The following is a 22,264-nucleotide window of genomic DNA, read 5'->3' as shown; positions in this document are numbered from 1 at the left end:
CATCTCCGCGCGCCCTACTGTTGGCCATGATGACGTTTGTGTCTCTCGCTGGACCGTGCCAGGCCCAGATGCCCGCCACCCCCCTTGGCCTGGATATTCAGCGGGATCGTCAGCAATCGTTGCTCGACGACGCGCAGCGTCAACGCGAATCGCTACAGCGGGGGCTGGAGATCGTACCGCAGGCCGAACCGGCAGAGCCGGATCATGCTGCCCCCTGTTTCGTGATCGACCACTTCGAGTGGCAAGACGCTCCTCATCTGTCCGACGCTCGCCGACAGGCGCTGACACACCCGCTGGAGGGCCAGTGTCTGAGTCTGACGCAGATGCAAGCACTGGCGCACAGGGCCAGCAATGCCTACATCGAGAAGGGGTATGTGACGTCGCTCGTGCACCTCCCCGACCAGGACGTCAGTGACGGCACATTGCGCCTGCAAGCCCAAGAGGGACGCATCGAAGCCATCACGCTGGACGGACAACAACCGCGCGGACTCGAAATGATCTTCCCGCATGCCCGAGGAAGCGTCCTGAACCTGCGCACCCTCGAGCAAGGCATGGAGCAGATCGACCGCCTGCCCTCCCAACGTGTGAGCATCGACATCCAACCGGGCACCCGCCAGGGCTACTCGCGTGTCGTGCTGCATCGCATCCATCAGGACAAGCCCTGGCGAATCGCACTAGGCATCGACAACAGCGGCCAGAAAGGTACGGGAACGCGGCAAGGGACGCTCGGCCTGGCGCTGGACTCCCCACTGGGGCTGTTCGACCAATGGCAATTCGAAACCAGTCACGATCTGGAAGGACGCCAAGGCCATCTCAGTCGCGGTCTCGCCGCCGGCGTCACGCTGCCATACGGAGACTGGAGTTTTGGCTATCGCTACGCCCGTAGCGATAGCGAACAGCCGTTGCGGGTGGCCGATCGCCATTGGCCTTACCTGGGCAGCGTCAGCCAGCACGTGCTCGACCTGCACCGGAATCTCTACCGCGACGGGGATAGCACACTAGGCTGGGCGCTCTCGCTGACGAGACGAGACGCTCGCACCACCTTTGCGGGGCAGCGGCTCAATGTGAGCAGCCCCACGCTGGCCATTGCCGGCAGCGGGCTCGAGTACGCGACGCGTTTGGGATCGGGATACTTCACGCTGAACCCTTCGGTCTCGCGAGGACTGCACGCTCTTGGTGCCAGTGCTGACCAGCGCGGCCTTCCACCCTCCGATTTCACCCGCATCAGCCTTGCGGCGAGCGGCTTTCTACCGCTCACACCAACGATCAGCTACCTCACCTCGGGTTACCTGCAGACCACACCGGATGACCTCTACCCCAGCGAGCGCATCAGCATCGGTGGCGAGTATTCGGTCCGCGGCTTCAAGGACACCTTCCTCGACGCCAACCGAGGCGCGTACTGGCGCAATCAGATCGACTGGAGCACTCAGGCCCTTCCGCTGATCGGCCAGCCGACGTTGAGTGTCGCGCTCGATGCCGGCGGCACGATGAAGAGCCGCAGTGCCAAGGGCGGCGGGCTCCTGGGTAGCGCCATCTCGCTGGCGCTGAGCCAGCCGAACCTCACCCAATCATTCAGTCTCGGCAAGCCGCTGCTCTCCCCCCGAGGACTGCACCCCGCCCGCTGGGTCGTCTATTGGCAAGCCAGTTTCACCTTGTAATACCGCAAGGCCCCTTCCACCGCGTACATCACTCGAGGAAACATCCGATGAAAAGGTCGGGAACTGTCGCCCGCTGGACCTGCTGGGCCGTCATCGCCACCTGGCTACTGCAACCGCTGCAACCGGTATGGGCCGCCGGCATCGCAGCTGCCGACAAGCGCACTGCGGTCACCACTCGTCACGGCGTGCCGGTGGTCGAAATCGCCAGGCCCAATGCCAGCGGCGTCTCGCACAATCGCTACCGAGACTTCAGCGTCGGCCACGCCGGCGCCGTACTCAACAACGCCACGAGCGCGACCAAATCGGCGCTGGCGGGCAAACTTCGCGCCAACAGACATCTGAAAGGGAAGCCAGCGGCGCTGATCATCAACGAGGTCACAGGCAAACGTCGCTCTCAGCTCGCTGGCCAGTTGGAAGTGGCCGGCCACCGAGCTGAGGTGATGATCGCCAACCCCAACGGCATCACCTGCAACGGTTGCAGCTTCCTCAATGCCCCCGGTATCACGCTGACCACGGGTAAGCCGGGATTCGACCGCCATGGAGCGCTCAGTTCACTGAACGTGGACAAGGGCGACATTCGGATCGGTCGTCAAGGCCTGGACAGCCGATCACAGGACTACACGGCGCTGATCAGTCGCACGGCAAGGCTGGAAGGCAAGCTGCAGGCCAAGGCGCTGGAAGTCACGCTCGGTCGCAACCGTCTGGACATCACCAATGGCACCCTCGATCCTCTCGCGGCGAAACGCAAGGAGACGCCACCCACGCTGGCACTCGATAGCCGCGCGCTCGGGGGCATGTACGCCAATCGCATCCGCCTGATAGCTACCGAGGCGGGTGTCGGCGTCAATGCCGGCTATCTGCAGAGTCACAGCGGGGACATACTGCTCGACGCCAAGGGGCGACTGGGCGTCGCCAAGGCCTCCTCCGCCCGGGATATCGGTATGCGTGCCGGCACTATCACCCTTGCCAAGGGGGCCGATATCGAGGCGAAACGCGACGTGACCCTGGTCACCCCCAGGCTCGACAACGCCGGCACCTTCACCGCACAGCGTGACATGCGGCTCTTCACCAAGCGGCTCGACAACCACGGCGACACCGCTCGCCTCCAGGCTGGTCACGATCTATGGATTCAGAAAAACCCCAAAGGTGACAAGAGCGCTGTGGTCAGTAACCGCTCGGCGACCATCAAAACCCAGTCCGGGAATCTGGTGATCCGCACTCAGCAGTTGAGCAACACCCGCGAACGCGTAGTGATCAAAACTCGCGAACTATCACCTAATTCAACAACTAGTCAGAACAAGGTAGGTGCTAAAGCCATTCTCAATCGCGGCTATATCGCACATAAGCCTCCAGCCTTTTACATCAATACCCAGGTCGATTTGCCCAAACTCGGTGTCAAGAAGTGGTTCGGCCACCCCGATCTCGCCAAAGATTCCAACGTCAATGTTGGAAAGACAAGGGATGAGGCGCGTGCGATATCTCGCCCAGGGTTTATCGACTCAGGCAAGAGTCTCTATATCAACGCGCGCAATCTAGACAACCTCGGCAGTATCATCCGCGCCAAACAGGATATGTTCCTTGCCGGAGAATCTCTCAAGAGTAACGCGGGCAAGGTACTAGGGGAACGCAACCACTATATGACGCTGGATGGTGACCGCGGGGAGAGCGAAGCCGCCCTGCGCGCCAAGCACCTCCCCGGGCCCTTCGGGACGGTCGATGTCACCAAGCATTGGCAGAAAGTCGGCGAGTACGATGTATGGCATCCAACGCTGATATTGCCCGCGACCATCGCGGCTGGCAAACGCCTGGTAATGGACTTTGCCAACAGCATTGATTTGCAGACTTTCCCCGGGGTGCCGACTTATGAAAACCATTTGGCGGACATGCCCACCAGTATCAGCGCCAACGACATCCTGGTAACCAGCCGGCATTTGACCCTATCGAGCGGTGTCTCTGCCAAACACGACCTGACCCTGATCTCGAGCGGCCAGGTGAAGGCTACGAATGCTTCGCTACATGCGGGAAACCATCTGGCACTCGCGGCAGCCAAGAGTATCTCGCTGCATCAGACCAGCCTGACAGGCGGTGACATATCGCTGCTCGCTCGCGGCGGCAATATCACGCTCGGCAGCAATCCCTATGTCTACGATACTCGGGGCAAGGCCCGAGCACCGCTGCTTGCCGCCAGACGCGGTCTCGATCTGGTCGCCGGCGGTGATATCAGAGTCCGGGACATGGGCAGCCTGCAAGCTGCCGATATCGCCCTTCAGGCCGGCCGGGACATTGGGTTCTCGATCACTGATCGGCACCTCGCGACCTGGGGCAAGGCCAATGACAAGATCGCCAATCGCGCCGATATTCGGCGTGATGTCCTGACACAGCGTCTCGCGCAGACGAACCATGTCGCCGCAACACAGTCACTGTCGATGGTGGCCGGCCGGGATATCGATATCCCGCTGGCGCGCCTCGACGCCGGCAATAGCCTTTCGCTTCAGGCCGGGCAGGACATTCAGCTCGACGCCTACCCCCTGAGCGATCGCTTCGCTCCGCTATTCGACGTCACCCACTCCGGTGCGCTCACCGCGCGCGTTGCCGCGGGTGGCGACCTGCTGCTCAATGCCGGCCGCGACATCGATACGCAAGCCGCCAAACTCGCGGCCAAGCGCAACCTGACGCTGCTATCCGGCCGTAGCATGGCCTTCGATCATCTCGCCTATCGTGTCGGGTCCGACCGGGACTATCAGGACCGGGACATTGTCGCTCGTCTCGGTGCCGGCCGCGACCTGACCCTGGCTGCCAATGGCAAGATCGACACGCTGGGCAGCGATCTCGGCGCCAGACGCGACCTGCGCATTGCCTCTCTCGGCAATCTCTCTTTTCGTGCGCTGGAACAGACCTTCCATCGACCGATCAAGCATGGCCACCGGGAAGGTAGCACCCAACGTGAGTCAACGCTGAAGAGCGGGCGCCATACCGTGCTCGACAGTCGTGGCAGCATGCTGTTCCAGGCTACCCGGCTCAACGCCGGCGGCAACCTGAACGCTGCCGCCAGGGGCGGATTCCTGTTCGCTCAGGCGATGGAAGAAAACTCGAGCTACCAGACCAAGAAGAAGAAGAAAAGCTGGCTGGGACTGCGCAAGAAGACCGTCAAGCGTACCGGGCACAGCGTCACCCACAAGGTGGTCTCATTCACCGCCAAGCAGAATATCGATCTGCTCAGCCGCGACGACAGCACTTATCAGGCCAGCCGTATCAGTGCCGGCAAGAATGCCAAACTGACCAGCCTGAAGGGCAAGGTACGCTTCGAGGCGGTCAAGGAGAGCCGCCTGGAGCAACGCATCCGTCAATCCCGCGGGTTCTATATCAAGACCGCCGACAAGGGATATCGGAAGGACACCTGGCGGCTACCCCGCCTGCAGATCGGCGGCAGGTTACGAGTCGATGCCGCCAGGGGCATCAGCGCAGACTACAAGAAGCAGCAGGGCCAGCAGCTCGATCGGGCCTTGGCCCAGTTGGCCAGCACACCGGGGACCGAGTGGCTCAAGGCGCTCAAGGGCAACAAGAAGGTCCACTGGCGCGAGGTCCAGGACGCCTACGCCAAGTGGCATCACACCGAAAAACATCTCAACCCGACCGTCGGCGCCGTCATCGCCATCGCGGTGGCGGCTGCCACCAGTGGCAGCGGCCTTGCCGCCTGGGCCGGCAACGCCGCCGCCGGTAGCGCCACAGGCACCGCGGGTGCAGCGCTCTACGGCATGGGTGCTGCCGGCATGAGCGCACTCACCTCGCAAGCGGCACTCGCTCTCGCGGACAACCAGGGCAACCTGTCCAGGACCTTCAGGAGCCTGGGCAGTAGCGCAACGGTGAAATCCATCACCACGGCCATGCTGGTCAGTGGCGCCATGGCCGGTTTCGATCAGAGCGTGCTGGCCAAGGCGCCCACCCCCGACTCCCCTCGCCTGCCGGTGCTCAACGACGGTGACTGGACCCGAGTCGCCCAGCGTGTCGGTGCCGAAAGTCTGATCAATGCCGGCGTCAGCCAGGCCGCCTACGGTGGCAGCTTCAACGACCGTTTCCGAGACGCACTGCTGGGCAACATCGGCGCCCAGGTCCAGGCCCAGGGCGCCAATCTCATTGGCGACAACGGCCAGATTCTCGGCAGTGGCGGCAAGGCCATTTCCCATGCGGCACTCGCTGGACTGGCCGCCGAGATCGGCCGCGGCAGCGCCAAAGGTGGCGTCGCCGGCGCACTCGCGGCGGAAATGATGGCCACCCGTATGGGCAATGACGCCGTCGCCCCCGAACAATGGAACCGCGACGCCAATCGACAGGCCCAGCTTGCCCGTCTACTCGGCGGCGTTGCCGGTGCCGTCTTCACCGGTGACGCCAAGGGCACCTACAGCGGTGCGGATAGTGGCGAGCGGGTCTATCGCTACAACGCGCTGGCGCATGATCAACTAGTGGCAGCCGCCAAGAAATTGAACCATTGTGAAGCCAAGACTCAGTGCAAGCCCGAAGCGATATATGAGCGCTATCTACGCCTGAGTGCCGAGCAAAATCGCGAGGCTATCGAGGCTTGTCGAACGGATGCCAATCGTTGCGCAGCCCTGAGCCGAGTGTTCCAGGAAGCCACTGTCAGACTGGATGAGGTTTATGGTCAGTACAATGGTGGCAAGCGCTATCTTCTCGACCGCCTGATAGATGAGAACATTGGCGTCCAAGAGCAGTTGGCAGAAGCCACCACAAGGCGTCAGGCTAACATCTATGCATCTGCCGTCCTCAAGGCGCTAGGTCTTCCAAGCAGTCGGAAAGCCGTAATTACCGATGGTCTGGTCACTGTGGTCACGGCGATGGGAGTGGTTGGGCCTGGTAAGCGCGGAGTCAGTGTTAAAGCGCCTATTGTCATTGAGGGGAAAATCTACAAACAGATGGGAAAAAGAGGCTGGTCGATAGATTCAATAAAAGAAGCCATTGCAAAGCCAAGCAAAACTGTAGCCACTAAAGATACGAGATTTGACCCGGCCACAAACAAGCGTCTCAATGATCCGGCCACTGGCTATATCACCAAAGACGGCTCTTATGTCGTTCAGAATGACCGGACCGGAGCAATTGTCCAAATATCCAACAGGAATAATAAAAAATGGAATTCACCATGGGAGGAAAATCATGACTGAATACAAAATGCCTCGGCCAGATCCGAAGCCAACGAAAATTTTGGGAAATATGGAGCTATTCAACAAAAAGGATAGCGAAAAGCTGCTAAATTTTTGCGAACATCAAAAACTGGCGATTCTTGGGATAGAAGGATTCAACATTTCTGGTGATAAAATAACCCCCGATCTTGATTTTATTGCAGACTTTTCTTGCTTAGCCACCACTGACAAAAAATATTTTATAGACACCTCAATAAAATCGGCAAGGAAATTCCTTGAATTAATTACAGACAACGATCTATTGCTCGAATTTGTCTTGGTGAGAAACTAGGTATTTTTAAAGATCAAAAGGTGAGGAACGAGCAATCTCAGCGTTAAGGGGCTACAAGCCAAATACAAAAAGTGTCTCAATTAAAAATTAAGACACATACTCTCGCTCACCAGAAAGTTCTCGGGGGGATGGTTCAATCGCTTCTTTATTCGCCGTTAAAACCACGGGTGAGATCTTGGGCCTGCGCAGTGCAGCGCGGTAAGTTGAGCTGACAAGCTGGTTTACGTCCACTCATTCCGGGCGAAAGTCCCGCCACCGCCCGCCTCGCGAGGATTTTCCACGACGCTTGGGCGCCACGGCCAGCAAGCCCTGACGGGCGTATCCATGGGTCAATGCAATCGCCAACGCGTCGGCGGCATCGGCCGGTGGCGGGGCGTCGAGAGACAGCAATGCCATTACCATGTGTTGAATCTGCGACTTCTCCGCCCCGCCATTGCCGGTGATCGCCTGCTTGACCTGGCGAGCGGCATACTCATGCACCGGCAGGCCATGGTTGGCGGCGCAGACGATGGCGCTACCGCGGGCCTGACCGAGCTTGAGTGCGGAGTCGGCATTCTTGGCCATGAAGACGCGCTCGATGGCAAATTCCGTCGGCCGGTAGAGGCCGATCAACTCGCTGACGCCGGCGTAGACCCGCGCCAGTTTCTGGGCAAGATCTTCGCCCTCGATACGAATGCAGCCGCTGGCGACATAGCGCGGCTTGGCGGCAACATCGATCACACCGTAGCCGGTCACCCGCGATCCGGGATCGATCCCCAGCAGAATCAACAGCGGGACTCCGCTACCCGCTGAGCAATATCTCTCATCCCCAGATCTCCTGTCGCGTCGGCGAACACGCTTCTAGCATGCCAACAGGTTAACGCGCATTTCAGTGACGCGCCGTCGAAACAACACCGGCGCCCCTGGGGACGCCGGTGTGATGACAGCCAGGCTCACTATTCGCCGGCGTTTTCCGGCTGCGCTTTCTGACGCAGGCGGATGTGCAAGTCGCGTAGCTGCTGATTGGTGACCTCGCCGGGGGCATCGGTCATTAGATCCGCGGCGCTCTGCGTCTTGGGGAAGGCGATCACGTCACGGATCGTGCGCGACCCGGTCATCAGCATCACCAGACGGTCGAGACCGAAAGCCAGGCCACCGTGAGGCGGTGCGCCGTACTGCAATGCGTCGAGCAGGAAGCCAAACTTTTCCTCGGCCTCTTCCTTACCGATACCCAGCACCTCGAAGACGGCACGCTGCATCGCCTGATCGTGAATACGGATCGAGCCGCCACCGAGCTCGGTGCCGTTCAGCACCATGTCGTAGGCGCGGGACAATGCCGTGGCCGGCGATGACTGGAGTTCCTCCGGCGAGCAGGACGGCGCCGTGAACGGATGGTGCAACGCGGACAGGCGGCCATTGTCATCGGCTTCGAACATCGGAAAGTCGACGACCCACAGCGGAGCCCATCGGGCAGTGTAGAGATCGAGGTCTTCACCCAGCTTGACGCGCAACGCCCCGATCGCCTCGTTGACGATCCGCGTCTTGTCGGCTCCGAAGAAGATGATGTCGCCATCCTCGGCACCGACGCGATCCAGCAACTGCTCGACGATGCCTTCCATGAACTTGACGATCGGCGACTGCAGGCCCTCGAGTCCTTTCGCGCGTTCGTTGACCTTGATCCAGGCCAGCCCTTTGGCACCGTAGATGCCGACGAACTTGGTGTAGTCGTCGATCTCCTTGCGCGACAGCTTGGCGCCACCGCTGACCTTGAGCGCGGCGACGCGACCGTCCTCCGCCTTGGCCGGGCCTGAGAAGACCTTGAAGTCGACAGACTGCATCAGATCGTCGACGTCTACCAGTTCCAGCGGAATGCGCAGGTCCGGCTTGTCGGAGCCGTAACGCTGCATCGCTTCGCTGTAGGGCATGCGCGGGAATTCCGGCAACGCCACGTCAAGGGTTTCCTGGAACAGCTGGCGCACCATCTGTTCGGTGGTGCCCATGATGTCCTGTTCGTCGACGAACGACGCTTCGATGTCGATCTGGGTGAATTCCGGCTGCCGATCCGCACGCAGGTCCTCATCCCGGAAGCACTTGGCGATCTGATAGTAGCGGTCGAAACCGGACACCATCAGCAGCTGCTTGAACAGCTGAGGCGACTGCGGCAGCGCGAAGAAATGGCCATCGTGGGTCCGGCTCGGCACCAGGTAGTCACGTGCCCCTTCCGGCGTGGCTCGAGTCAGAATCGGGGTCTCGATATCGAGGAAGCCCTGATCCTCGAGATAGGCGCGGACGCTATGGGTGATACGCGAACGCAGGCGCAGCTTCTCGATCATTTCCGGACGGCGCAGGTCGATATAGCGATACTTGAGCCGCACCTCTTCGCCCACTTTACCGTGCTCGTCGAGCTGGAAAGGCGGTGTGGCGGCGGTGTTCAGGACATCGACCTGCTTGGCCAGCACCTCGATCATGCCGGTGGGCATGTTGGGGTTCTGGGTGCCTTCGGGGCGCAATCGAATGCGACCGACGATACGCAGCACATACTCGCTACGCGCGCGGTCGGCATTGGCAAAGGCTTCTGCAGTATCGGGATCCACCACCACCTGAGCGACACCATCTCGATCGCGCATATCGAGGAAAATGACACCGCCATGGTCGCGGCGGCGATGCACCCACCCGCAAAGCGTGACTTCGTGATCGATCAATGACTCGTTCAACTGGCCGCAATAATGACTGCGCATGCTGGATCCTAAAATTGTGAAGCCTAAAAATGTGAAGACGGTACTCAGGCCGACGCTTTGCTATCGCCGCTCGATTTGCTGCCGCTATCGCCTGACGGTGCGGGACTGGCGCTATCGCCCACGAGATTCTTCTTGCTGCCCGATTTGAAATCGGTTTCATACCAGCCACCCCCGGCCAGCCGAAATCCGGCCGCCGAGACCAGCCGGGAAAGCGCCGAACGCTCACAGGCCGGACAGTCGGTCAACGGTGCCGCGCTGAGCTTTTGAAGCTTCTCCAGGCGATGGCCGCAGGCCTTGCACTCATATTCGTAGATGGGCATGGTTTCATCACTCCAAGACGGGATAGCGCCGCTTCATGTTTCGGCACCGCCCTGCTGTCGACGCGCCCCGGTGTCGGGGCCTTCTGGCGTATTGCCGTGACACCGCAAGCGGTGAGGCGTCGCCTTCCAGATCGCTATTGAAATCGGGGCCGAGCCGGCTTTTTCAAGGACTGCTTCCGCAGGTCTCGAAGCCCGCGAAGCGCTGTCCGAACCCGCACTTGCCAGATTGGATTCGAAAGCCGCGTTCGAAAGCCGCATAGTATAGCGCGCAGCAGCCGGTCGCGGGCAATATTACCGGCTGATAACGCCGATGTCGTCGTTCGCACGCCAGCGATTGTGAGACGACGACGCAAGAGCACGGTCGATAGACAGAAAAGAGACAAGGAAAAGAAGCATGAAAGCCGTACTTCTGGATGCCGCCTCACTGGGTGACGACGTCGATCTCGCCCCGATTCGCACCCTCGTCGACAATCTCGACGTTCATCAGCTCACCTCGGCCGAGCAGACGCGGGAGCGTCTGACCGGCGCCACGATCGCCCTGACCAACAAGGTCGTCATCGACGCCGAGCTGATCGACACGTTGCCGGACCTGAAGCTGATCTGCGTGCTGGCGACCGGCACCAACAATATCGACATGGTAGCCGCCGAGCGGCGCGGGATCACCGTGCGCAATGTCGCGGCCTACGGTACGGCCAGTGTCGCCCAGCACACCTTGATGCTGATGCTCACACTGGCCGCGCGTCTTCCACTCTATCAGACCGATCTTCGCGCGGGTGCCTGGCAGCGCAGCGACATTTTCTGCCTGCTCGATCACCGCACGCTGCAACTGGCCGGCAAGCATCTGGTCATCGTCGGTAGCGGCGTGCTCGGCACCGCCGTGGCCAAGCTCGGCGAAGCCTTCGGCATGCGGGTCACCTTCTGCGCCCGCCCTGGCAACGAGGCCCACGATTCACGTCCGGCGCTGGCCTCCTTGCTCAGTGACGCAGACGTGCTCAGCCTGCACTGTCCGCTGACCGACGCAACGCGTGGTCTCATCGATAGCGATGCGCTGGCTGCGATGAAGTCCGATGCGCTGCTGATCAACTGTGCTCGCGGCGGGATCATCGACGAAAGCGCGGCGCTGGGCGCGCTGCGGGATCGGCGTCTTGGCGGATTGGCCGTCGACAGTCTACCCGCCGAGCCGCCGCGTCAGGGGCATGCCCTGCTCGATGCGCTTTCCGAACCGCTCAACCTCATCGTGACGCCCCACAATGCATGGATCACACCGGAAGCACGCCAGCGAGTCGTCGAGCTGACGGCGGACAATCTACGTGGCTGGCTGGTCTGAGGGACGACGACATGGCAAAAGAGACACCGACGATTTACAACTACGGCTCCATCAATATCGATTACGTCTACCGGGTCCCTCACCTGGTTCGGCCGGGCGAAACCCTGGCGAGCACCAGCGTGCATCAGGTGCTGGGCGGCAAAGGCGCCAATCAGTCACTGGCGCTGGCGCGGGCCGGCGGCAAGGTCGCCCACTGGGGGCGACTCGGTGAGAGTGATCGCTGGGCGCTGGCCCCGCTCGAAGACGCGGGCGTCGAGGTGGCCGACATCGAATTGGTCGCCGAAGCGAGCGGTCACGCGCTGATTCAGGTGGACGACGCTGCCGAAAACGCGATCATCCTCTATCCTGGCGCCAATCACGGCTTCGATGAAGCGCGCCTGGAAGCCTTGGTCGGCTCCGCGAGAGCCGGCGACTGGGTGCTGTTGCAGAACGAATGCAACGCCGCCGAACGCCTCCTGCGCCTTGCCGCGGCTAACGGGCTTTCCATCGCCTTCAATCCGGCTCCGCTTTCGACAGACGTTACCGAGCTTCCGCTCGAGCTGTGCCGGATCCTGTTTCTCAACCGCGGCGAAGCGGCCGCGCTGGCTGGGCAGGAGGAATCCGCCGATGCCGGCACGCTGCTCGAAGCGCTGTCAACGCGCCTGCCGGAGGTGGAGATCGTGCTGACGCTGGGCAGCGAAGGCGTGTGCCATCAGTACCGAGGCGCACGCGTGACATTGGCGGCCCATGCGGTGGCTGCGATCGACACGACTGCGGCCGGCGATACTTTCATCGGCTACTTCATGGCGGCCAGGCAACGGGGGGACGATGTCGAGCAGGCACTCCGTCTGGCGACGACTGCCTCGGCGCTGTGCGTTCAAAAGGCCGGCGCCGAGCCCAGCATTCCGACAAGCAAGGACGTCGAGGAAGCCCTGCAGACGTTGCCCGCTCTCTCGCTCGAAACCTGAACGACCGAACACCCGAATGACTTTACGTGACCGGCTACGGCTGGCACACCAACAGGACCGAATCCAGGAAATATCATGCCTACGCCCATCATTTTCGACACGGATCCGGGTGTCGACGACGCTCAGGCGATCGCCATCGCTCTGGCGCATCCCGACATCGAGCTGCTCGGGCTGACGACGACGTTCGGCAACGTCACGATCGATGTCGCGACCCACAACGCACTGCTGCTCGCGGAACTGGCCGGGCAGTCGATTCCGGTAGCTCAAGGCGCGGCAGAGCCGCTGGTCAAGCCAAAGAATCCGCCGCCGGGACATATCCACGGCGATAATGGTCTGGGCAACATCGCGCTTCCCGAGATCACCACGCAAGCGCTGAAACAGAGCGCGGCGCAGTTCATCGTCGATCAGGTCAATGCCCGTCCCGGTGAAGTCGTGCTGGTTGCCGTCGGGCCTCTGGGCAATCTCGCCGCCGCGTTGCAGCTCGACCCCGGCCTGGTCGACAAGGTCAAACGCGTGGTGGTGATGGGAGGATCGATTCGGGAAGGCGGCAATGTGACCCCGGTTGCAGAAGCCAATATCTTCAATGATCCCCACGCCGCTGCCAAGGTGCTGCAGGCTAGCTGGCCGTTGACGCTGGTCGGGCTGGACGCAACGCATCGCTGCGTGCTGGACCCACAAAGCATGGCGCGGATCGTCGATGCCCAAGGGCCGCTGGGGAAAGTGCTGGGCGAGAGCTATGCGTTCTACCGCCAGTTCTATCGGCAGGCACTGGGGATCGACGGATGCTGCCCCCACGACAGCTGCGCACTGGTCTGGTTGCTGCGACCGGATCTCTTTACCGTCGAGCGGGGATATCTGAGCGTGGTGACCGAGGGATTGGCCGAGGGGCAGACCGTGATGGCGCCGGAACGGCGGGAATTCGTGGATACCCGCTGGTCGCAGGGTGCCCCGGCAGAGGTGTGCCTGAATGCCGACGGCCCCGCCGTGATCGAATGGATCGTCGACACACTCACGACTCCCCCCGCTCGCTGATGTGATCTGGTCCGATCGCGAGCTGCAGCGCTCGGACCAGATCGTTGCCGTCAGGCTTCAGCCTGTGGTGAAGCTCGCCGGCGCCGCGAACGTAGCGTCTTCCACCGTCACATCGGTGACGTCGGCCGCCGGCGAGCCATCCCACAGTTGATCGATCAGCTCGGCGATGGCAATGGCCTCGCCATGGGCCATCACCTCGACACGACCATCCTCGAGATTGATGGCGTGTCCGGTGATACCCCAGCGCTCGGCATGGCGCCGAACGTGTTCACGATAGCTCACGCCCTGGACTCTACCGCTCACCCAAGCCTTGATCGTTCGGTGTGTCATGAGCTGGGTCCTCCTTCTTTATGACTTCATGGCGTACCAGTACGGCCGTGTTGCGTGGCACGATTCGACGTCCCTTCGCAACGACGTGAGTTCGCGTGAATGCGGCGCCGAACAGCAGGATCAACGACGAGTAGTAAACCCATAGCAGGACCAGCACCACCGAGCCCGCCGCCCCATACGTCGAAGCCGTTGCGGTGTGCGCCAGATAGGCCGCAATTGCGTTGCGCCCGATGATGAACAGCACCGCCGTCACCAGGGCGCCCAGCAGCACGTCGCGATAGGACAGCACGACGTCCGGGAGCACCTTGAAGATGGCAGCAAAAAAGAGCGTGATGACCACGATCGACAAGGCGAACTGAGCGATCTCGAGGAGAAACACGCTGCCAGGCACCCAGTCCCCGGCGTAACTGAACGTCGCCTGTACGATGACGCCCAATATCAGTGACACAAGCAGCACGAAACCGATCGCCAGTACCACGGCCATCGACAGCAGGCGCTTCTTGGCAAATAGAAAGATGCTGTTGCGATCCGGATTGGGGGCAACCCCCCAGATGGTATTGAGTGAAAACTGCATCTGACCGAACACCGTCGTCGCCCCGATGAGCAGCGTGACGAAGCCCGCCACCGTGGGCAGGATGCCCGAAGCCTGAATGCTGGATTGCGCGACGGCGCTTTCGATCGCGCTGGCAGCGGACGGCCCTAAAGTATCCTGCAGGCGCGTCACGATCTCGCCGCGCGCCGCATCCTCGCCCAGCCACAACCCCACCACGGTGACCGCGATGATGACGGTCGGCGCCAGTGAAAAGAGCGTGTAGAACGCCAGTGAGCCGGCGTAGCTGAAAGCGTTGCGATCGAGCCAGAGTTTGATGGAATCGCGGACCACGGCGAACCAATACTTGCCGAAAGAAACGACGCTGGTATGAAGGGCTGTCACGTTGGATCCTTATGATTGGCTCCACCTTGCTCGGTGCAGACGAACTTTGGGGAAATCGCTGGCCGATAGGCCGTTTCCCGATGCTGTTTCTCTGTACATCAGCAGTTTAGCCGAGATTACAGCAATGCCAGTCTCACCGGCTGAAATCCGCCGCGCCGTTTCTGCCGGTCGACCAGCCTCATGCACGCAGAAAATCACTGGGGAGCTTCATCATCCGCCTCCACAGCTTTTCGACGCCGGGCTTGTGTACCAGCGAGCAACGATAGAGCCGGATCTCCAGCGGGATATCCCAGCTTTCGTCCGCCGCGCGAACCAACTTGCCGGTGGCCAGCTCATCGCGAATGCAGAAATCGGGAATCCAGGCAAGGCCGACGCCCTGCAGCGCCATCCCCTTGAGCCCCTCCGCCATGGCGGTCTCGTAGACGGTCTTCAGCCGCATTCGACCGGGCTCGTTCTTGAGCAACATGCGAACACTGCGACCCAGGAAGGCGCCCTGAGTGTATGAGAGAAACGGTATCGGCCCTTCCCCTTCGAACGAGAATTTTGGCCCGCCGCTGCCATCCGGCACGCTGATGGGCACCATCTTCACCTGACCTATGGAGAACGAAGGAAATATCTCGGCGTCGAGCTGCATCGTGGCATAGGGATCGTGATACGCCAGCATCAAGTCGCAATTGCCTTCGCGCAGCACATGGATGGCGTCGCCGACATTCATCGCGACCAGACGGGTCGGCAGTTCACCGACGCCCTTCTGCAATCGTGATATCCACGGGGGATAGAAAGCCAGCGCCAACGAGTGGGCCGCAACGATGTCCAGCGCTTCGTTGTCCATTGCCAGGCCGCGAAGATGGGCCAGGCTGTCGTTGAGCTGTTCGACGATATTGCGTGCCGTGACCAGAAAAAGCTGCCCCTCCGGCGTCAGGCTGACCGGGGTCGTCGAGCGATCCACCAGAGTGGCGCCGACCACCTGCTCCAGCGAGCGGATCCGGCGGCTGAAGGCAGGCTGAGTAACGTGTCGCTGACGCGCCGATGCCGAAAAACTGCGCGTGTTGGACAAGGCAACGAAGTCCTCGAGCCACTTGGTTTCAAGATTCAATGACGCCTCCCGGCATCCATTTCTCCCCACGTCCAGCGGATCGACGCAGCGTCAGTCGCGTCGTCATTGGACGGGTGACAGCAGATAGGTCGCCCGTGAGAGCAGCTTGCGCCAAAGGGGACGCTCGGACAGCTCGCGCTGGCTGACTTGACGGCTATTGGCAAAATCCTGTTCGAGCATATCGCATACCGAGGCAGCGAAGGCTTTATCGGGCACATAGGCGGTCACTTCAAAGTTGAGCCTGAAAGACCGGTTGTCGAGATTGACCGTTCCCACCATCGAGGTGTGATCATCCACGAGAAGCACTTTCTGATGCAGGAAGCCTGGTTGATAACGGTATATTTTTACGCCATTGCTGATCATCTCCGGCAGAAAGGCGAACGCCGAGAGAAATACCAGCAGATGATCCGGTCGCTCGGGAATCAGTACCCGTACGTCGACACCCCGTAACGCGGCCAGAGTCAGTGCGTCCTGAACGCCGTGATCGGGAACGAAATAGGGGCTGGTGACCCAGAGTCGGTGGCGGGCACCGTGGATCGCGTGCTGCACCAGAAGACTGGCCGTTTCGCGTCCATCGGCTGGTCCGGATGGCACGATGGCCACATGCTGGGACGCGTCGGCTACCTGCCGAGGTTGCCATCCCAGGGCGAGGATATCGCCCGTCGCCCAGTACCAGTCTTCCCAGAAAGCTTCCTGCAGCGCCAACACGCTCGGCCCCTGGAGCTTGAGATGGGTATCGCGCCACTTGCCGTATCGCTCGACACGACCCAGATACTCGTCGGCCACGTTGAGTCCGCCGGTCCAGCCCTCGCGACCGTCGACGACCACGATCTTGCGATGATTGCGGAAATTGATCTGAAACCGATGTCGCCAGCCCCGGGATGAATTGAACGCCGACACGCGTACGCCGGCCTCTTCGAGATCCCGCAGATAACCGCCGGACAGCCCCCGACTACCGATCTCGTCGTAGAGAAAGTAGACATTGACGCCATGCTCCGCCTGATGGATCAGCTTGCGCTTGAAGGCCAGGCCTATCTCGTCGGCGCGCACGATGAAGAACTGGACCAGGATGTACTCCTCGGCGCGGTCGATGCCGTCGAACAGACTCTCGAAAGTGGCGTCGCCATCGATCAAAAGCTCTGCCCGATTGCCGCGGGTCATCGGCATCCGCGCCAGCTCCTCTACCGCGCGAATGCGACCGCTGACCGCTTCGGGCCGAGAGATATAGGGTTCCATCTGGGGTCGATAACGCTGCAGTACCTGGCGCAGCACGGTATCTCGCTCACCGCGGGCGGAAACGTAGCCGTAGAACCGCGGTCGGCCGAAAGTCCAGAAGATCGGCACCGCAATGTAGGGAAAGCTGATCAGCGTGACGATCCAGGCCACGGCGCCCTGAGAGGTGCGACTCGACATCAGTGCCATGACGGCGGTGATGATTCCGGCGACATGAGAGACGAACAGCAGCCAACCGATCAGCCAGGTCATGTCCGCCCTCTTTTGCCATCTCGCGTCATCGTCATCGCTTCCGCCGAAATCGTTAAGCTAACCAACCTCATACCGAAAAAAAGAGAGAGCCCCACAGGGGCTCTCTACCATAGCTGTTCACAAGAATTCTCTGAAGCAGTTCTCTACGGCAGCCCTCTTGCGCAAGCATCCTCCGATGACCTTGCCACTGAGATCGCCAACGTTGGTCATCTGGCCACCGTGGTGTCGCCGCGGGTATCGATCAGACGCGCTCGGCGATGATCTCCTTCCACCTGGCGGGCCCGGTCTGGTGGACCGACGTGCCCAGATGATCCACGGCCACCGTCACCGGCATATCCTCGACCTCGAACTCGTAGATCGCTTCCATGCCCAGGTCATCGAAAGCGATCACTTCCGCTTTCTTGATGGCCTGGGCCACCAGATAGGCCGCGCCGCCGACCGCCATCAGGTAAACCGCCTGATTGTCGCGAATGGCTTCGATCGCCAGCGGCCCCCGCTCTGCCTTGCCGACCATTCCCAGAAGCCCGGTCTGCTCGAGCAGCGTGCGCGTGAACTTGTCCATGCGTGTCGCGGTGGTCGGCCCCGCAGGTCCCACGACTTCATTCCCCACCGGGTCGACCGGACCCACGTAGTAGATGAAGCGATTTCTGAGATCGACCGGCAGGCTTTCACCCTTGGCCAGCATATCAATCATCCGCTTGTGGGCCGCGTCGCGGCCGGTCAGCAGCTTGCCGGACAGCAGTACGGTGTCGCCGGGCTGCCACTCCCGCACGGCTTCCGGCGTGACGTCGTCGAGATTGACTCGACGCACGCCCTCACCGACCTCCCAGGTGATCTCCGGCCAATCGTCGAGCTTCGGTGCCGGCAGCTCGGCCGCACCACTGCCGTCGAGACTGAAGTGGACGTGACGCGTCGCGGCGCAGTTCGGAATGATCGCCACCGGCTTGTTGGCCGCGTGGGTCGGGTAATCCTTGACCTTGATATCCAGCACCGTGGTCAATCCACCCAGCCCCTGGGCACCGATGCCACTCTGATTGACCTTCTCGAACAGCTCGAGACGCAGCTCCTCGCCTCGGTTACTGGCACCGCGAGCCTGCAATGCCTGAATATCGATGGGATCCAGCAGCGCTTCCTTCGCCAGTATCATCGCCTTTTCCGCGGTGCCGCCGATGCCGATGCCGAGCATTCCCGGCGGACACCAGCCGGCCCCCATCTTGGGCAATTGCTCCAGCACCCAGTCAACGACGCTATCCGACGGATTGAGCATGGCAAACTTGGATTTCGCCTCGCTACCGCCGCCTTTGGCCGCAACGTGGACTTCGACGGTATCGCCCGGCACCAGCTTGTGATGGATGATCGCCGGCGTGTTGTCGCCCGTATTCTGGCGTTTGCCATCGGGATCGGCCAGCACCGATGCGCGCAGAATGTTATCGGGTAGCGTGTAAGCGCGACGAACCCCTTCGTTGACCATGTCATCGAGGCTCATCTCGGCTTCCCAGCGGACGTTCATGCCGACATGAACGAACACCGTGACGATACCCGTGTCCTGACAGATCGGGCGGTGGCCGGTCGCACACATTCTCGAGTTGATCAGGATCTGGGCGATCGCATCACGCGCGGCGGGATTTTCTTCCCGCTGATACGCCGCGTGCATGGCGTCGATGAAATCCTTGGGATGGTAGTAGGAGATGTACTGCAGTGCGTCGGCCACGCTTTGGATGAGATCCTCCTGGCGGATCACGGTCATCACGGTACTCCTGGCTGGTCACGGTAACTGCTCGGCGGGTTCATCGCCCGCGAGTCGGTAACTTCAAGCGCGGCAATCATACCGTAAAGACGTGAATTTGGCAGTTGTGACGAATGCGATACCACATAAGATAACGGTATAAATAGGCTTGGGTATTGGCCGCGCGCCAATACGTTTACTCGGGTTGACAGGACGGGCATCGGTAGAGTCGACGCGAGGCAACGGATTCGCGCAGGATGATGGAACCGCAGACGTGACAAGGTTGATGCTCGCGATTGAAAACGGCGAACCGCCATTCGGACCGGCGTTTACCCGCCTGCTGCAAGCGTTGGCGCCAGGCCGGCCGGTTGGTCACACCCGCCTCTCGATACGCCTGATCAATCGTCGCCAGGATGCAGTGCGCCAGTCTCTTCCGTTGGGCACCGGATAGATCCTTGGGACGCTGCCTTGGCCCAAGCCCGGCGAAGAACAGAATCTCCGAACGCAGGTAATTGCCGATTCCGGCATAGAAGCCCTGGTCGAGCAGCAAGCTGCCCAGGCCCCGGCTCGCAAAGCGTCGCTCGGTCAATCGCGCCACGATATCCTCGCTTGCGACGTCATGCGTTAGAAGATCCGGACCGAGACGCGCCAGAAATGGCTGTTGTGCCAACGTCTCCGTGGTCCACAGCGAGATATCCGAAGCACTGTAGAGACTGGCGGCATGATCTGCGGTCGTCAGGCGAGCGCGCAGCTGGCGGCCCGTCGAAGGCGGCTGGTCGCGCCGATGGAGGCGCCAGACACCGTAGAGCTGGTTATGGGAATAAAGCACGTGGCCGTCGGCGAAAGTGATCAGCAGCGCCTTGCCCCAGCAATCCACTTGGGTCACGTGACTGCGGGACAGGCGCCCCGCCGCCGCTTCGATCTCGGGAAACGCAAACCAGACCTGGGTCAACGGTGCATTGATCAGCACCCGGCCCACGCGATCCGCGACGCGGCGTATTTCTGGTCCTTCCGGCATAGAATGGCGCTACCTCGATCGGGCTTTCAGCTTGTCCCGCTCTGATTCATCCCTGCTTTGATTCATCCCCGCTTCGACTTATCCAAGTTCCAGCAGGCGGGATTTCAGCGTCTGCAATTGATCGCGCAGCTTCGCGGCCTGCTCGAATTCGAGATTCTGCGCCGCTTCGTGCATACGATCCTCCAGCTTGCTGATCTCCTTGGTCAGTTGCGGCGCATTCATCGCGCTCAAGGCCTCGCGGGTATAAGCACCCGGCGCTTCCGCCACCAGTTGCTCGCTCCGCTTACGACCACTCTTGCGGCTGCCCGGGGCCTGCGCGCCTTCCATGATATCCGCCACCGACTTGGTGACCGTCGTCGGTGTGATGCCGTGTCGCTCGTTGTGCTCGATCTGCTTGTTGCGACGGCGTTCGGTTTCATCCATGGCTCGGCGCATCGAGTCGGTGACCCGGTCCCCGTAGAGAATGGCCTTGCCATGGGCGTTACGGGCGGCGCGGCCGATGGTCTGGATCAACGAGCGTTCGGAACGCAGGAAACCCTCCTTGTCGGCATCCAGGATGGCCACCAGCGAAACCTCCGGGATATCGAGACCTTCGCGTAGCAGGTTGATGCCGATCAGCACGTCGAACTTGCCCAGACGCAGATCACGAATGATCTCCACCCGCTCGACGGTATCGATATCCGAGTGCAGATAGCGGACCCGCACATCGTGCTCGTCGAAGTACTCGGTCAGATCCTCGGCCATGCGCTTGGTCAAGGTCGTGACCAGCACGCGCTCCCCTACATCGACACGCAACCGGATCTCGGAGAGCAGGTCATCGACCTGAGTGGTCGCCGGGCGGACTTCGATCTGCGGATCGACCAGCCCCGTCGGGCGCACCACCTGCTCCACGACCTGGCCCGCGTGCTCCGCTTCGTAGGGTCCGGGCGTCGCCGACACGAACACCGTCTGCGGCACGATGCCCTCCCACTCCTCGAAAGTCATGGGTCGGTTGTCCAGCGCCGAGGGCAGGCGAAAACCGTACTCGACCAGAGTTTCCTTGCGCGAACGGTCGCCCCGGTACATGCCGCCGACCTGGGATACGCTGACGTGGGATTCATCGATGAACAGCAGCGAATCATCCGGCAGATAGTCGAAGAACGTCGGCGGCGCCTGGCCCGGCGCTCGCCCGGAGAGATAGCGCGAGTAGTTCTCGATCCCGTTGCAGTAACCCAACTCCAGCATCATCTCGATATCGTAGAGCGTGCGCTGCTCGAGACGCTGCGCTTCGACCAGACGCTCGTGCTTGCGTAGATATTCGAGCCGGTCCGCCAGCTCCTGCTTGATCGCATCGATAGCGCCCAGAATCGTGTCCCGAGGCGTCACGTAGTGGCTCTTGGGGTAGATCGTCATGCGCGGTACCTGACCGCGAACTTCTCCCGTCAGCGGATCGAACAGCCGAATCGAGTCGATCTCGTCATCGAACAACTCGATACGTACCCCTTCGTCCTCGGCATCCGCCGGGAACACATCGATCACATCGCCGCGGACCCGGTACGTCCCGCGCCGAAAGTCCATGTCGTTGCGTGTGTACTGCAATTCCGCCAGCCGGCGCAGGAAGCTGCGCTGATCGATCTGCTCTCCCCGATTGAAGTGCAGACGCATCTTCATGTACTGCTCGGGATCGCCCAGCCCGTAGATTGCGGATACTGACACCACGATCAATGCGTCGCGACGTTCCAGCAGCGCCTTGGTCGCCGACAGGCGCATCTGTTCGATGTGATCGTTGATCGAGGCGTCCTTCTCGATGAACGTATCCGACGACGGCACGTAGGCTTCCGGCTGGTAGTAGTCGTAATAGGAGACGAAATACTCGACCGCGTTGTCCGGGAAGAAGCTCTTGAACTCGCCGTAGAGCTGGGCCGCCAGCGTCTTGTTGGGCGCGAGCACGATCGTCGGCCGCTGCAGCGTCTCGACGACGTTGGCCATGGTGAAGGTCTTGCCGGAACCGGTGACACCAAGCAGCGTCTGGTGCGACAGGCCTGCCCCCAGTCCACGCACCAGCCCTTCGATAGCGGCGGGCTGGTCACCGGCCGGACGGTAATTGGAGTGAATCTTGAAAGGTTTGTTCATGGTCACTAATTAGGGTCCAAACTATCGTCATTCAAGGGGCAAGCTCGATTTTCCCGGCGCGACCGTCTCCCGGCTACC

16 protein-coding genes are annotated in these 22,264 nt (G+C 61.2%); 6 read left to right on the top strand and 10 right to left on the bottom strand.

Going from position 1 to position 22,264, the window contains the following annotated elements; translation table 11 throughout:
- The first annotated feature begins 68 nt into the window (after positions 1 to 68).
- The 3 genes from BTW07_RS03110 to BTW07_RS03100 are packed head-to-tail and all read left to right on the top strand — an operon-like array spanning position 69 to position 7,142.
- Complete coding sequence (locus BTW07_RS03110; protein ID WP_158025850.1) at positions 69 to 1,658, top strand: ShlB/FhaC/HecB family hemolysin secretion/activation protein; 1,590 nt, start codon at positions 69 to 71, stop codon at positions 1,656 to 1,658.
- 47 nt (positions 1,659 to 1,705) lie between these two features.
- Positions 1,706 to 6,832 carry a two-partner secretion domain-containing protein gene (locus BTW07_RS03105; protein ID WP_075568701.1) on the top strand — a complete coding sequence of 1,709 codons (5,127 nt, stop codon included), beginning with the start codon at positions 1,706 to 1,708 and terminating at the stop codon, positions 6,830 to 6,832.
- Positions 6,825 to 7,142, top strand: coding sequence for a hypothetical protein (locus BTW07_RS03100; protein WP_144076797.1), 318 nt, complete (start codon positions 6,825 to 6,827; stop codon positions 7,140 to 7,142). Before BTW07_RS03105 ends, BTW07_RS03100 begins: the two co-directional genes overlap by 8 nt.
- Positions 7,143 to 7,373: 231 nt before the next feature.
- On the opposite strand, the gene ruvC is transcribed toward BTW07_RS03100, so the two are convergent.
- From ruvC to BTW07_RS03085, 3 genes are all read right to left on the bottom strand, one after another.
- The gene (ruvC, locus tag BTW07_RS03095; RefSeq protein WP_075568699.1) at positions 7,374 to 7,910 is read right to left on the bottom strand and encodes a crossover junction endodeoxyribonuclease RuvC; all 537 of its coding nucleotides are present in this window, start codon (positions 7,908 to 7,910) and stop codon (positions 7,374 to 7,376) included.
- Between the two features lie 167 nt (positions 7,911 to 8,077).
- Positions 8,078 to 9,859, bottom strand: coding sequence for an aspartate--tRNA ligase (aspS, locus tag BTW07_RS03090; RefSeq protein WP_075568698.1), 1,782 nt, complete (start codon positions 9,857 to 9,859; stop codon positions 8,078 to 8,080).
- A gap of 44 nt (positions 9,860 to 9,903) precedes the next feature.
- Positions 9,904 to 10,179 (bottom strand): FmdB family zinc ribbon protein, encoded by a 276-nt coding sequence (locus BTW07_RS03085; RefSeq protein ID WP_075568697.1) that lies wholly within the window; start codon positions 10,177 to 10,179, stop codon positions 9,904 to 9,906.
- A gap of 394 nt (positions 10,180 to 10,573) precedes the next feature.
- Here BTW07_RS03085 and BTW07_RS03080 point away from each other — a divergent pair, with 394 nt between their 5' ends.
- The 3 genes from BTW07_RS03080 to BTW07_RS03070 all read left to right on the top strand — a co-directional run bounded on the left by BTW07_RS03080 (position 10,574) and on the right by BTW07_RS03070 (position 13,485).
- Complete coding sequence (locus BTW07_RS03080; RefSeq protein ID WP_075568696.1) at positions 10,574 to 11,506, top strand: D-2-hydroxyacid dehydrogenase; 933 nt, start codon at positions 10,574 to 10,576, stop codon at positions 11,504 to 11,506.
- 11 nt (positions 11,507 to 11,517) lie between these two features.
- On the top strand, positions 11,518 to 12,453 hold the full coding sequence (locus tag BTW07_RS03075; protein ID WP_075568695.1) for a ribokinase: 936 nt from the start codon (positions 11,518 to 11,520) through the stop codon (positions 12,451 to 12,453).
- A gap of 75 nt (positions 12,454 to 12,528) precedes the next feature.
- Entirely contained in the window at positions 12,529 to 13,485 is a 957-nt protein-coding gene (locus tag BTW07_RS03070) for a nucleoside hydrolase (RefSeq protein WP_075568694.1), read from the top strand.
- 57 nt (positions 13,486 to 13,542) lie between these two features.
- Here BTW07_RS03070 and BTW07_RS03065 read toward each other — a convergent pair whose 3' ends face one another.
- The 7 genes from BTW07_RS03065 to uvrB all read right to left on the bottom strand — a co-directional run bounded on the left by BTW07_RS03065 (position 13,543) and on the right by uvrB (position 22,186).
- Positions 13,543 to 13,815, bottom strand: a complete 273-nt coding sequence (locus BTW07_RS03065; RefSeq protein WP_075568693.1) for an acylphosphatase — start codon at positions 13,813 to 13,815, stop codon at positions 13,543 to 13,545.
- Positions 13,778 to 14,749 carry a YihY/virulence factor BrkB family protein gene (locus BTW07_RS03060; RefSeq protein WP_083941472.1) on the bottom strand — a complete coding sequence of 324 codons (972 nt, stop codon included), beginning with the start codon at positions 14,747 to 14,749 and terminating at the stop codon, positions 13,778 to 13,780. Before BTW07_RS03060 ends, BTW07_RS03065 begins: the two co-directional genes overlap by 38 nt.
- Positions 14,750 to 14,927: 178 nt before the next feature.
- Entirely contained in the window at positions 14,928 to 15,845 is a 918-nt protein-coding gene (locus BTW07_RS03055) for a LysR substrate-binding domain-containing protein (RefSeq protein ID WP_075568692.1), read from the bottom strand.
- Positions 15,846 to 15,908: 63 nt separating this feature from the next.
- Positions 15,909 to 17,330, bottom strand: a complete 1,422-nt coding sequence (gene cls, locus BTW07_RS03050; protein ID WP_075568691.1) for a cardiolipin synthase — start codon at positions 17,328 to 17,330, stop codon at positions 15,909 to 15,911.
- 241 nt (positions 17,331 to 17,571) lie between these two features.
- Entirely contained in the window at positions 17,572 to 19,077 is a 1,506-nt protein-coding gene (locus BTW07_RS03045) for a fumarate hydratase (protein ID WP_075568690.1), read from the bottom strand.
- A 175-nt stretch (positions 19,078 to 19,252) separates the two neighbouring features.
- Positions 19,253 to 20,074 carry an endonuclease VIII gene (gene nei / locus BTW07_RS03040; protein ID WP_075568689.1) on the bottom strand — a complete coding sequence of 274 codons (822 nt, stop codon included), beginning with the start codon at positions 20,072 to 20,074 and terminating at the stop codon, positions 19,253 to 19,255.
- A 78-nt stretch (positions 20,075 to 20,152) separates the two neighbouring features.
- Positions 20,153 to 22,186, bottom strand: coding sequence for an excinuclease ABC subunit UvrB (gene uvrB / locus BTW07_RS03035; RefSeq protein WP_075568688.1), 2,034 nt, complete (start codon positions 22,184 to 22,186; stop codon positions 20,153 to 20,155).
- Positions 22,187 to 22,264 lie beyond the last annotated feature (78 nt).

Source organism: Salinicola socius, from assembly GCF_001937195.1.
GTDB lineage: Bacteria > Pseudomonadota > Gammaproteobacteria > Pseudomonadales > Halomonadaceae > Salinicola > Salinicola socius.
The sequence above is the reverse complement of the archived record's forward strand: the minus strand, read 5'-3'. Positions and strand labels throughout refer to the sequence as shown.